The following is a 13,577-nucleotide window of genomic DNA, read 5'->3' on the forward strand; positions in this document are numbered from 1 at the left end:
ATCCTATGAAATAAAAACGGGTGAAGTGTAACACAAACGCGTCACAATCTCGCGATAAGCCAATATCATCGCTTCTTATGCTGTAATGACTTCTTCCAGTTATGGAAGTTCAAATGCCCACTGGCTTTTTCCCCTTAAGTTTCACGGCCCATAATGATTGCTTTTACGGCGCTTCAACATTAGCAATGTTTAATTGCGATTCAGCATGACTATTACTACTTTTATAAGGGTAAATGAATATGAGCAAGCAGTAGTGGATGATCAAAGCCGGTTAAAGACAATTGATGACTTCATGCTCAATAGCGAAGTGCCGTTAGATCTTGATGATTTAATGATGGTGCTCGCAGAGGCATACAAGGTGCCGATCGCACTCATTGGCGTCGTCGGAGAGTTTGAAGAAACCTTTAAAGCACACTACGGAACCACTCTTTCTAAAGTCACTCGTGAACATGCGTTTTGTAGTCACGTCGTTGAAGAGCGCGAGCAGGTGGTTGTTAGCAACGCGCAAGAAGATCCACGGTTTATGCATAATCCTCTCGTCACCGGAGAACCTCACATTTGTTTCTACGCAGGAACGCCGATCGAGATAAATGATCAGGTAATCGGTGCCGTATGTTTAATTGATACCGTGCCAAGAGAAATAGACGCAAAACACTTAGAAGTTTTAGAGAGAATAGGTGCTTTGGTTAGTCAGCATATTTCGCTTTCAAGAGAACACGAAGCGCTTAAACGCGAGCATGGGCTTATTGAGAAGTCTCCTATTGTGTTGGCAACGTGGCGCTATGATACGTCGTTGAGGCTGGTGTATATCTCGAAAAATAGTGAGCGTGTATTGGGAGTTTCACCCCAAGATTTGCTCACTGGAACGGTGGCATTGAGTGAGGTGCTGTCTGAGGAGGCGGAGGGGGATTTTACCTTTGCTATGCAGGCCCACATGGAAGGTGTGGAAACGCACACCTGCCGTCTTCAGATAAAGACGCCAACGCGTACTATTTGGGTGAGCATGATATCAACGGCAAATTTTCGCGAAGACGGCATGTTGTACTCGGTTCAAGCATTTTTGTTTGACACTAGTGACCAAAAGTATGTGGAAGATAAGCTCAACAAAACCAATCAGCGGATGCGTTTATTACTCGAGGCTTCAGAGTTAGGAACATGGGACTGGAACTTGGCCGCCGATGTTAATCAAGTCAACAAGCGCTGGTGCGACATTGTTGGTCTTGAGTATGAATACTATGACAGTGGCTCCCGCTTTTTTAGACAGCTCATTCATCCCGCGGATTACGTCAAAGTTGAAAAGCAGCTCAACATGCATCTAATTGGTAAGAGCAAAGTCTTTAACACCACATTTCGCATGAAACACACTGATGGCTCTTGGGTTTGGGTTGAAAGTTATGGGAAAACCGTTGAGACAGATGCCCAAGGTAAGCCGGTTCGTATAGCAGGTATTCATAGAGATATAACGCAGCGAATGGAAAGCGAACTGCATGAGAGAAAGAAAACCCAGCTCCTTCAATTTATCAATAAAACCCGGGCATCATATCTGCAAAACAATGACTTGACGATGGCGTGTCAGTCCGTACTGGCTGAACTCATAGATATCTCAGATAGCCAGTTTGCCTTTGTCGGCCAAATGAAAGGAGACGGTAGCTCATCTAGACTTTTCATTCATGCGATTTCTGAAATTGTTTGGGATAACAGTAGCTTTTCTCAATATGCAGAATACAAAAAACGAAACCTCTACTTTAGTAACTTCGACAACCTTTTTGGAACCTCAATTTTAACGGGAGAAGTTACCATTAGTAATGCGCCAAACAGTCACCCTAATTCCAAAGGTGTTCCGCACGGTCATCCGCGCATTAGCCGATTTTTAGGCCTACCAATAAAAGTGAAAGATAAAGTAGTGGGAATGGTCGGTTTAGCGAATAAGTTTGATACCTACACTGACGAAGATGCTGAGTTTCTACAGCCCTTTTTAGATGCTTTGGCTGGCTTGTTCTACGCAGTAGAGCTTGAGGAAGCCCGAGCCGTTGCTGAAGAGAAGCTTAGGCATTTGGCGATGACTGATTCTTTAACGGGCCTTTATAACCGACGCGCGTTCCTTGACGAGTGCATCTCATTTTCAAAACAACATTGTCGAGGATGTGTTGCTATTGTCGATATTGATCACTTCAAAAAAGTAAACGATACCTACGGTCACGATGCTGGAGATCAGGCGCTTATTGCTGTTGCGAGAAAAATAGCTAAACATAATCAAGCGCCAAATGTCGTGGCTCGATTAGGAGGAGAAGAGTTTGCAATAGTCATGATAGGTGACAAGAAAGAAGAGAACCATAGGCAGCTAGAAGCACTGCGCATTGCTGTTGAAGAAGGAAGGGTGACCTACAAGACAGACACGATGAATTTATCGATAAGCATCGGCGCAACATTTGTCAAAGACACCTTTGAGGCGGATTTCAGCGTCCTCTTATCGCTTGCTGACAAGGCGCTGTACAGAGCCAAGGAGCAGGGCAGAAACCAAGTCGTATGGGATGAATAATAATAGTACGTGGCTTCGCCTACATTAAATATAAGCGTATACGCTCAAGGTGCTGTTGCTAGATTGATAAAGTTAAGTTATAAAAAACGAATATTTTATTAAACTTAATAATTAGGCTTGTTTTGAGCTTTTAATTAAAAAGCCGACATGCCTTTTAAATCAGGGACGATGTATGAAAACTTCGCGCTTGGGTTTTTCTGGCCTTTTTTCTCTTGTAGCTCTAACTGCGTGTGGTGGTGGAGGTGGCTCTGATTCTTCTCCACCTACAAACCCTCCACCTCCACCTCCACCTGAGCCGACAGCACTAGAAATTTTATCAAATCCTTTAGATTACTCAGAGTCACGACTAAACTCGGCGGCAACCACCTATGCTGATGCGAACTACAGTGGAGAAACGAAAGTCTCTACTGTGGATATCAGCGCAGTACAAGAGGTTTACATCACGCTCTTTGGTGACAATACAAGTGGCTCACCCTATGTAGATCAATATGATATCTACACCTTCCTAGATGAGAACGGCAACGTTGAAGGTACGACCGAGTGCTATGAATCAGGATCAGTAACATACTCAGGTAAGCTTGATGAAGACACGGGTACAGGAACGATTACTGTAGACTATGATCAGTGCATTCAATATTACGACTCCACTCGGTATGACGGACAATTTTCGCTAGTTATTACTGACGCAGGTGAAAACAGCTCCGAAGTAACGTCTTATTTCACTACTTTGTCTATGCTAGACGGTGGCGTGCGCACAACATTAAAAGGCTACTTAAGTGTTGATTTTCGCTACCGCCCACAAACAGGTACGTTTTATGAAGAGACGAGGCAGTATCTTACTGTCACGCACAATGGTGAAACTTACAAGGTCAGTGGCACATCAGCAGAAGGGGTGACAAACAACACCTTCGTGTCTGAACTTAATGGTTCAATCTACATTGCGTCTAAAGGCAAATTGGACTTTGCATATTCTTCTGATCAGGGCGACCTTCCCTATTCGTCATCTGGCTCGCTGGTCGTAAAAGGAGATAAAACGGCTGGAATTGACGTTATTGATGGCGCAGTTCGCTATGGCGAAGATAACAACGGCGATGATATTTACGATGTAGGTGTATACTTTAATAATTTAACAGCGTTTGCCAGCGGAAATCATACTGGCCTTGCGCTTTCAGATATCGATGCGATATCCGTACCTCCTGTAGTGAATCAGCCTTATTACTATGCCTATGAGACTGTCTATACCACAGATGAAATCACCGTTGAGCCTGGCTACTATCATGATTCAGATACTCCCGACTCAGAGCTGGTGATTTCGTTTCGCTGGTATGTAAATGGTATAGTCCTTGACGATGTTAATGGTACCACGCTCCCACCTTACAGCGCAGTCTTCGGTGATGAAGTTAAAGTTACCATGGTGGTGTCAGACGGTATTAACGTTGTTGAATCCCAGCCTACTTTCGTTGAGATCGGCAATTCTCCTATGACGCTCACTGCATCGAATATGCCTGAAGTAGTAACTGCGGGCGGATACGTAGAGTTTACCGTATCGATGAGTGACCCAGACAGAGTTGACGATGACGTCGCGGGACAGCTTATTTCAGCGCCTCCCGGTGCTTCATTAAATGCGGAAGGTCTGATGACCTGGAATGTACCTGCGAATCAACTTTTCAACGCTCAAACTTATATGTTTAGTTTCGCTAGCTTAGACGGAACTGAATCCCAACAAACGCTCGAAATCACTTCTTATGCGGACAAGGCCCCAGCTTATGCTCGTACTACTGTGATGACACCAATTTATAATCATGGCTTTGCTATTGCTTCGGCCAATGGTGTAAGTGAACTTATCACGGTAAATGCTCGCAATGTGGGCGCATTTTCGCTAGAAGGCAATACGCTTAAAAATACCTATGTGTATCCGTATAAACTGCCAACTAAAGGCGAAATTAGAAGCGTGCATACCCAAGATGTTGATGGTGACAATAATGATGAAATCTACCTTCTTACTCAACAGGGGTTGTCTGTAATAAAAGACCGCGAAAGTAACGCAGAAGCGGTGTTTATTATTGAAGATAGTATTATTTCTGGCTTATTTTACGACATCAATGGTGACGGAGTTGATGAAGTTGCTTATTTATATGGGAGCGAATATTACAATGCGACCTCTATTGCCATTGTAGATGTTCGCACAGGTGAGCAGTTGCAACAGTACGATATTGACGGTGTCAATAACCTTGCTTTTGGTAACGTAGATGATGACGCATCGATAGAAATGGTAACGAACAATGGTTATGTGTTTGATATCGAAAGCGGTGCCAACCAATGGCTATACGGTGGCGGGTTCAGCGACGCATTTGTTGTGCTGGGTGATATGAATAACGATGGTGTAGATGAAATCATCGGTGCCGATAGTTGGAATGATATCTCAATCTACTCAGCAGTATCGAAAAGCAGTTTGGCGACGGCGGAACATGGTGACATTTGTGATATCGCCTATAGTAAAGAAAGCCCAGCTACAGAAGGAATAGTGGTTGTCTCCGAGTGTCAGTGGGGACAAGTTAGAGGTTTTGCATTAGAAGCGGGACAAATCTCTGAGCAGTGGGCTCTTAACCACAACACTTACAGTGGCATGTCACTTCTCATTGACGATTTAGACAATGACAATGTGGACGACATTATTTGGACTGGTGAGAATCAAATTTTAGTAGCGCAACAAGATGCCAACGGTGAATATGCCTTGTCAGATATAAAAGGTGCGCCGCGCGCGAGTAGATATCATGCCGCGGGTTGGGCACCTTATGGCGATAATGATGAAAGAGCCGTCTTTGTTAGCGATACAAGTAGTTACGAATCATCTATTCAGATTTTATCGGTAGATAAAGAGGATAACTTTGCGATAAGTGCTGAGGTTGGCGAAGATGTCTATAACTATAGCAAACCGGTCGTTACAGACTACAACAATGACGGTGTGGGTGAGTTACTAATAGGGGCACTGGATTATAGTTCGTCGTTTAATGTCGTGAGACTTACAGATAACGCTATTCAGTGGACACTGAACAATAATCAGAATAGTGAAATTTCGTTTATTGAAGCCATTGACGTAAATAACGACAGTTACGCCGATGCAGTTATTATTGAGAACAATCGACTTAAAGCGTTTGATATCGAGAATCAGGTGCTTATCGACTCAATCATTAACGATTTTTCAATTAATGCGCTTGCTGCCTCTGAAAAAGACGGTGTGCATTATTTTGCTGTTGGGGGCTATAGTTCGCTCAAGCTCTATAAAATGCAGGATGGTGAATTTGTTGGATTGAATGAATTGGAAACCAATTGTGACCAATTGCTCACGGTAAATTTTGATAGTGATAGCGAACTTGAGTTTGCGTGTTTAAATAGAAACTACAACACCATCAACGTTTATGACGTGGCGAGCGATACATTAGAACTCAAAGACGCTATAGCACCGTCATTCTACCCTCAGTATATAGCGGCTGTTCCAACGACGTCGTCTAATCAGTCGATTATCGCTATCTACCAGCCTAACGAGAATGACTATTCGTACAATTATTATGACAGCATCGCATATCGCGTGGTTGAGGTTGATAATAAAGGCAATGTGGTGTGGCAAAGCCCTGGACTTGGGCTCGATAATGTTGAAGGCATGCGCACACGTCAAAATAGTGATGGGGAGCTGGAGTTACAAATTAGTAACCCGAACATGGCTCTTCTCGTAAAATAAGAGGAAAGCACTTGTCGTAGGCTTTTGCAGATCGCAAAAGACGCGGCAAGTGCTTGTTATTTAGTTTTAGGTGTATATACTTACAGGAACTGTATGAACAGACAGGTCTTTTATGCGCCCACTCACAGCTCGACAAACCGAAGTTTTAGAACTTATTAAAACAACCATGTTAGAAACGGGAATGCCGCCTACTCGTGCGGAAATAGCCCGTCAGCTTGGCTTTCGTTCTGCTAATGCAGCAGAGGAACATTTGAAAGCATTGGCGCGTAAAGGCGTGATTGAAATTTTGCCTGGTACGTCTCGTGGCATTAAGCTCAATATCCCTCTTGATAACGACGCACAAGAAGAAGAAGGCCTACCGTTAATTGGGCGTGTTGCAGCTGGTGAGCCGATCTTGGCGCAAGAGCATGTTGAATCGCACTACAAAGTCGATCCTGCACTGTTTCAACCCCATGCCGACTTTTTGCTACGCGTTAACGGTATGAGCATGAAAGACATTGGTATTTTAGACGGTGATCTTCTCGCTGTTCATCGCACTACTGATGTACACAACGGTCAGGTGGTTGTGGCGCGTGTAGATGAAGACGTCACCGTAAAGCGTCTAGAGAAGCGCGGGCGTGAAGTATTGCTTCATGCTGAGAATGATGAGTTTGCACCAATAAAAGTTGATTTGGCGACTGAACATTTTGCGATAGAAGGTATTGCGGTGGGTGTGATCAGAAACGCTGACTGGATGTAGTATTTTAGCTTGTTTGTATAAAAGCGGCGCGTTAGCCGCTTTTTTTATGTCTTTTGTTCCTGTTTTTTTCTTCAATCTGCCAACTTAGGTTTTATCCTGCCCAGCAAACCTGTTGGTTTTCTGCGCGCTTATTTTTATCATTACTCACGTTATTCTTTCTATGAATGCTTCAAGTATTTTCCATTTTTTATTTTGAATTTTGTTTGAAATCGACATTGAGTAATCGATTACTTATTGATTTCTTAACTAGTTAGTCGAGCATTTACTTTAACCCCGTGTTCAAAATGCCTGTTTGATTCCAAGGGCATCCCACAGCAATGGCTTTCTCTTTTTGCACGTGAAATCCCTCGCGACCATTTTAGTAAATGATTAAAAATTAACCACTTCGTTAAATTTTTAATAGAAAAGACTAGACGGCACGACATTATTGCGCAATTCTTATACAGAGATTAACAAAATAATAACAATGACTCTAAATTTGTTTTACAAGTTGAGGTTATGGGTCAATCGTTCGCAAACCATTTGGTAGGGCATCGCGCAAATTAATCAGCGTCTTTGACCACGCCATTACGGAGGTGCTGAGTGAAACAACTAACGACCGTTTTCGCAAAATGGTGTTCTAGTATACCAATTTTGCTTTTTTCCCCTTTGCTTTTTGCGCAAGAAGCAAGCGAAGAAGCCTCTTCGCTTAATTTGAGACGCGGTGCTACCGACATCAGTGGGCAGGTATACGACCTCCATATGTTGATGTTCTTCATTTGTGTAGGTATCGCGGTTGTAGTTTTTGGCGTGATGTTCGCCTCAATGTATCTACATAGAAAGTCCCGTGGCGCCAAGCCAGCTAATTTTCACGAAAACGTGAAGGTCGAAATTGCTTGGACCGTTATTCCTTTCCTTATTCTTATTTTCATGGCGGTACCCGCAGCGAATACTCTAATTGCTATGGAAGACACGTCTGAGCCTGACATGACGGTGTTAGTAACAGGCTCTCAATGGAAATGGCATTACAAGTACATGGATAGCGATGTAGAGTTTTATTCTTTACTCGCCACTCAGCGCGAGCAAATAGAAAACAAATTTCAGAAAACAGATAACTACCTGCTGGAAGTTGACCGTCCCTTGGTTATTCCTACTGGGAAAAAAGTACGCTTTCTTATTACCTCTGACGACGTTATCCACTCTTGGTGGGTTCCTGACTTTGCCGTGAAAAAAGATGCCAACCCCGGCTTTATTAACGAGTCTTGGGCCAAGGTGAATGAGCCGGGTATTTATCGCGGACAGTGCGCGGAGCTTTGTGGTAAAGACCATGGCTATATGCCGGTTGTGGTAATTGCTAAAGAACCCGCCGAGTTTGAAAAGTGGATGGGCGAACAAGAAGAGATTGCTCGTAAAGCAAAAGAAGAAGAGCAGCGTCTACTTTCTATGAATATGTCTATGGATGAACTGATGAAAGAGGGCGAGCGAGTATACAACGCAACGTGCGCTGCTTGCCATATGCCAAATGGTGAAGGTTTACCTGGCGTGTTCCCGGCATTAAAAGGCAGCAAGATGGCACTAGAAGATCAGCAAGGTCACATTGACATCGTGCTGCATGGAAAGTCAGGAACAGCCATGCAAGCGTTTGGAAAAATGCTAAGTCTTAAGGAAATTGCCGCCGTAGTCACTTACGAGCGAAATGCCTGGGGCAATAAAACTGGCGATATGGTTCAAGCCAAAGATGTCAACGCAGTGGCAAACGGAAACTAGGAGCAGACAATGAGCAAAGCAACTGAAGTTATTTCGCCAGATACCTCTGCGCCTCACAGTGGTCAAGTAAATGACGGTCACCTACATGATGACCATGAACACCACGATCATATTCCTAAAGGGATAACGCGTTGGTTGTTTACCACTAACCATAAAGACATAGGCACACTTTATTTGTGGTTTGCCTTTATTATGTTTTTAGTTGGTGGTGCGATGGCCATGGTGATCCGCGCTGAACTATTCCAACCCGGTCTACAAATTGTAGAGCCAAACTTCTTTAACCAAATGACTACGGTACACGGGCTTATCATGGTATTTGGTGCAGTAATGCCAGCCTTTACTGGGCTCGCAAACTGGCTTATTCCCATGATGATCGGCGCCCCTGACATGGCGTTACCGCGCATGAATAACTGGAGCTTCTGGATTTTACCAGGTGCCTTTCTCATTCTATTGAGCTCGCTCTTTATGGAAGGCGGGGGCCCTGCTTTTGGATGGACTTTCTACGCGCCCCTTTCAACGACTTACAGTGGCGATTCGACAGCGTTGTTTGTGTTCTCTGTTCACATCATGGGTATTTCATCCATTATGGGTGCGATTAACGTGATTGTGACCATCTTTAATATGCGTGCGCCAGGCATGACCTGGATGAAAATGCCGCTGTTTGTATGGACGTGGCTTATCACGGCATTCTTGCTGATTGCGGTAATGCCAGTGCTCGCCGGTGCGGTTACCATGGTGTTAACTGATAAGTTCTTTGGCACGAGCTTTTTTGATGCTGCTGGTGGCGGCGACCCGGTTATGTTCCAGCATATTTTCTGGTTCTTCGGGCACCCTGAAGTGTACATTATGATCTTGCCCGCTTTCGGCATTATCTCGCAAATTGTTCCTACCTTCTCTCGAAAGCAGCTGTTTGGATACGCGTCTATGGTTTACGCCACGGCGTCGATTGCGCTGCTCTCTTTTGTTGTGTGGGCTCACCATATGTTCACCACGGGCATGCCGGTGTACATGGAAATGTTTTTCATGTTTGCCACCATGCTTATCTCGGTGCCTACTGGCGTAAAAGTGTTTAACTGGGTAGCGACCATGTGGCGCGGCTCACTGAGCTTTGAAATGCCAATGATGTTCGCTATTGCCTTTATTGTGCTGTTCACCATTGGTGGGTTGTCAGGGCTAATGTTGGCGATCACGCCCGTGGACTTCCAATATCACGACACTTACTTCGTTGTAGCCCATTTCCACTATGTACTGGTAACTGGCGCGGTCTTTTCCATCATGGCTGCGGTGTATTACTGGTTGCCTAAATGGACGGGAAAAATGTATGACACAGCTTTAGCTAAATGGCATTTCTGGTGCTCACTGGTATCGGTCAATGTGTTGTTCTTCCCTATGCACTTTGTGGGTTTGGCTGGTATGCCACGCCGTATTCCTGACTATGCATTGCAGTTCGCTGATTTTAATAAATGGATAAGCCTGGGTGGTTTTGCATTCGGTTTATCTCAGCTCATCTTTCTTGCCCTGCTTATCAAGGCATGCAAAAAGCAAGGTGAGCCGGTATCAGCGCAAGTTTGGGACGGCGCAGAAGGATTGGAATGGGAAATTCCATCACCCGCTCCTTATCACACGTTTGAAACGCCACCTGTCGTTAAGTAACGGTAGGTGGAGTTGTGAATAGGTCATTCCTTTCAACCGGCAAAAGCCGATGGGAATGACATTCACACATTGCAGGTGGTGAGGGAGATAAACGACTAAACAAGCGTTTACCAACCTTCATCTATGGATTTACCCGGAGGTCACGTGATGTCACAGCAAAGCGCAAACAACAAGATGGTTATTAAACTTGTTGCTATTGTCATTGGCATGTTTGGCTTCGGCTTTGCCCTTGTTCCCTTGTACGACGTATTTTGCGACGTTACGGGAATTAACGGAAAAACCGAAGGCACGGCTGCGGTTTATCAATCGGTTGAGATTGATGAGTCGCGAGAAGTGACCGTCGAGTTTATTACTCGCACAAATACCGGTATGCCCTGGGAGTTTCGTGCTGAAACCAAGCGCGTGAAAGTGCACCCTGGCGAACTTAATACGGTATCGTTTTATGTGAGAAACCCTGCATCAAGCAATATCGTAGCTCAGGCCATTCCCTCTGTATCCCCCGGAACGGCAGCACTGTACCTGAACAAGACTGAATGCTTCTGCTTCAATCAGCAGCCATTAGATGCGGGTAGTGAAGCCTATATGCCCATGCAGTTTTATGTAGACCCTCAGCTACCTGAAGAAATTACGTTTTTTACCTTGCAGTACACACTCTATGACGTCACAGCGCGAGCCAGTGACCTAACGACAACACCGAATCCCTTTATGGCTTCAACACCATCAAATGGCGAATAGGCCGAAGGGGTAAGGAGAAGAAAATGCAACCCGAAGTACAGAATCACGAATACCAAAAATATTATGTACCCGCACAAAGTCCATGGCCCATCGTAGGGGCCGTTGCTCTATTTCTTATCGCCGTAGGTGCGGGCAATTATGTGGTGCAAGCAACCAAAGGTGAAACAGGCTATGGCGGTCATATCCTTTTAGCGGGGATAGCAGTATTGCTCGTTATGCTTGTAGGTTGGTTTAAAAATCAAATAGATGAATCTATGGCAGGGCTTTACAGCGATCAGCTGGGGCGTTCATATCGACAAGGTATGAGCTGGTTTATCTTTTCAGAGGTGATGTTTTTCGCTGCGTTTTTCGGCGCCCTCTACTACGCGAGATTTATTTCCGTTCCGTGGCTGGGCGGCGCATCGAATAACGCTATGACCAATGAGGTCTTATGGCCGACCTTTGAGGCCATGTGGCCGCTGGTGTCAACGCCAGGCGGCACTACCACACAGGAAATGAGTGCTGCGGGGTTGCCCACAATCAACACGGTTATCTTGCTTATCTCATCTATTACACTGCACTTCGCTCATGTGGGACTAGAGCAAAACAAACGCAAACAGCTAACCCTAATGCTGGGTATCACTATCTTACTTGGATGTGGGTTCTTGTTCCTACAGGTAGAAGAGTACATACATGCGTATCGCGACTTGGGGCTTACGCTTCAGTCAGGCATTTACGGCAACACCTTCTTTATGCTCACAGGGTTTCACGGCATGCATGTGACCCTTGGCACCATCATTCTAATTGTACTGTTTTTTAGGGTCTTGAAAGGGCATTTCACGCCTGAAAACCACTTCGCGTTTCAGGCGGGGAGCTGGTACTGGCACTTTGTAGATGTAGTGTGGGTCATGCTCTACATCTTTGTTTACGTACTTTAAAAGGAATCCCCAAACTCAGTAAGGCCTTGGGTTTGGGGTAATTAAACCGGTACCAATAGCGATAAGAATAATAATAACAATGACGGCAGAAGTGAGCACGCGTCGACCAATGTACTTACTCATAGGGCCCTTAGACGTGTCATTTTTCATCATGATTCGCATCGCCATGAACAAATTCACAATCATGTACAGCACCAACGCAACAAGGACTATTTTTATCAACATATTCACCTCTGTTTTTATTCTAATTTTGCATGGTGCGAAATAATCATGTTTTCTCGCACTCGCCACGTTATTCCTTGGTTACTCACGGGCTTTAGTGTGGCGATTATGTGCGGTTTAGGGTACTGGCAACTTGATCGCATGGTCCAAAAGCAACAACGTTTAGCTAGCATAGCGCAAAAGCAAAGTAATGGAACCTTGAGTTTAGAAGAGGCGTTGTCTCATGATGATCCTCGGGATATTACCGTATCGTTCAGCGGCGCAATAGACGCTAACCATGTGTTGCTATTAGATAATCAGATTCACAATCAGCGGGTGGGTTTCGATGTCATCGTACCGGTAAATACCAATGTCGGGTGGCTCTTGGTTAACTTTGGCTGGGTGCCTGCGCCAGACTTAACGCGCACGCTACCGGAAATAAGTTTTACAAGCCAAACGCGCGAATTAATCGGCGTGCTTAGCGTGCCGGGTAACAACCCCTTAGTGAAAGAAACCAACATGGCTTTGTCGCAAAGCCCCGCGCTGGTACAACACATAGAATTCCCTGCACTAAGCAACGCCTTAGAGCGCAAACTTTTACCCTTTATTCTTCACCTTACCACGCCTGACCCCGCGTTTATTCGTGAACATCAGGCCGTCGTAATGTCTCCTGAAAAGCACCTTGGCTATGCAGTTCAATGGTTTGGTTTAGCCATTGCCGCTGCAGCCATTGGCGGCTTTGCAATTAGTAAGAAAGGACGTAGTTATGAGTAATGCTGCTTCGAAAAAAACATTAATTATTATGGTAGCCGTGTTTGTTTTACCTGTTGTTCTGGCAAAGCTCGCACTTGATAACGAATGGTTTACTAAAGGCGCGACAAATAAAGGTCAGCTGCTCGCGCCGACCATCGACATGAGTGCGCTTTTAGAAAACGCGGAACCTAAATGGCGTTTGTTGTATGTGATGCCAAGTAAATGTGACGCAGTGTGCGAGAACGCACTTTTTAGCATTAACCAAGTGTGGCTTGCGCTAGGTAAAGAATCGGACCGTGCCCAAGCAGTGGTCGTTACTACCGCTTCAAGCGACCAAACTGCGATAGCCGCGCTAGAAGACTACCCTTTTGTCGAAACCTTACCCGTTACTACACCAACGGCGCTTGCCTCTAGCAGTGTTTATATTGTTGATACGCAAAATAACGCCATGCTCTTTTACGACATTAAAGACGATAGAAAAGACGCCGTGATGGAAAGCCGCAACATGCTGGCAGATATGAGAAAGCTTCTTAAATTATCGCGTATAGGATAATG

10 protein-coding genes are annotated in these 13,577 nt (G+C 44.9%); 9 read left to right on the forward strand and 1 reads right to left on the reverse strand.

Translation table 11 applies throughout. From position 1 onward, the window contains the following. The first annotated feature begins 205 nt into the window (after positions 1–205). From QVA83_RS21580 to QVA83_RS21610, 7 genes are all read left to right on the forward strand, one after another. Positions 206–2,539 (forward strand): sensor domain-containing diguanylate cyclase, encoded by a 2,334-nt coding sequence (locus tag QVA83_RS21580; protein ID WP_287498956.1) that lies wholly within the window; start codon positions 206–208, stop codon positions 2,537–2,539. Positions 2,540–2,711: 172 nt separating this feature from the next. After that, positions 2,712–6,278: a hypothetical protein gene (locus QVA83_RS21585; protein ID WP_287498957.1), complete on the forward strand. Its 3,567-nt coding sequence runs from the start codon at positions 2,712–2,714 to the stop codon at positions 6,276–6,278. 112 nt (positions 6,279–6,390) lie between these two features. Next, positions 6,391–7,017 (forward strand): transcriptional repressor LexA, encoded by a 627-nt coding sequence (gene lexA / locus QVA83_RS21590; RefSeq protein ID WP_014951387.1) that lies wholly within the window; start codon positions 6,391–6,393, stop codon positions 7,015–7,017. Positions 7,018–7,599: 582 nt separating this feature from the next. Further along, positions 7,600–8,763, forward strand: coding sequence for a cytochrome c oxidase subunit II (gene coxB / locus QVA83_RS21595; RefSeq protein WP_156079061.1), 1,164 nt, complete (start codon positions 7,600–7,602; stop codon positions 8,761–8,763). A 9-nt stretch (positions 8,764–8,772) separates the two neighbouring features. Beyond that, entirely contained in the window at positions 8,773–10,416 is a 1,644-nt protein-coding gene (gene ctaD / locus QVA83_RS21600; protein ID WP_156079060.1) for a cytochrome c oxidase subunit I, read from the forward strand. A gap of 147 nt (positions 10,417–10,563) precedes the next feature. Further along, positions 10,564–11,151 (forward strand): cytochrome c oxidase assembly protein, encoded by a 588-nt coding sequence (locus QVA83_RS21605; protein ID WP_014951384.1) that lies wholly within the window; start codon positions 10,564–10,566, stop codon positions 11,149–11,151. A 23-nt stretch (positions 11,152–11,174) separates the two neighbouring features. Further along, on the forward strand, positions 11,175–12,068 hold the full coding sequence (locus QVA83_RS21610; protein ID WP_014951383.1) for a cytochrome c oxidase subunit 3: 894 nt from the start codon (positions 11,175–11,177) through the stop codon (positions 12,066–12,068). A 15-nt stretch (positions 12,069–12,083) separates the two neighbouring features. On the opposite strand, the gene QVA83_RS21615 is transcribed toward QVA83_RS21610, so the two are convergent. Next, the gene (locus tag QVA83_RS21615) at positions 12,084–12,293 is read right to left on the reverse strand and encodes a DUF2909 domain-containing protein (protein WP_039221374.1); all 210 of its coding nucleotides are present in this window, start codon (positions 12,291–12,293) and stop codon (positions 12,084–12,086) included. A gap of 45 nt (positions 12,294–12,338) precedes the next feature. On the opposite strand from QVA83_RS21615, the gene QVA83_RS21620 reads away from it, so the two are divergent. Together QVA83_RS21620 and QVA83_RS21625 are read left to right on the forward strand one after the other, a co-directional pair. Then, a complete protein-coding gene (locus tag QVA83_RS21620; RefSeq protein WP_014951381.1) occupies positions 12,339–13,043 on the forward strand; it encodes an SURF1 family protein in 705 nt (234 codons plus the stop codon). After that, a complete protein-coding gene (locus QVA83_RS21625; RefSeq protein ID WP_287498958.1) occupies positions 13,036–13,575 on the forward strand; it encodes a redox-active disulfide-containing membrane protein in 540 nt (179 codons plus the stop codon). The genes QVA83_RS21620 and QVA83_RS21625 overlap by 8 nt, the downstream gene beginning before the upstream one ends. Positions 13,576–13,577 lie beyond the last annotated feature (2 nt).

The organism is Alteromonas sp. AO-Serp, assembly GCF_017849675.1.
GTDB lineage: Bacteria > Pseudomonadota > Gammaproteobacteria > Enterobacterales > Alteromonadaceae > Alteromonas > Alteromonas macleodii.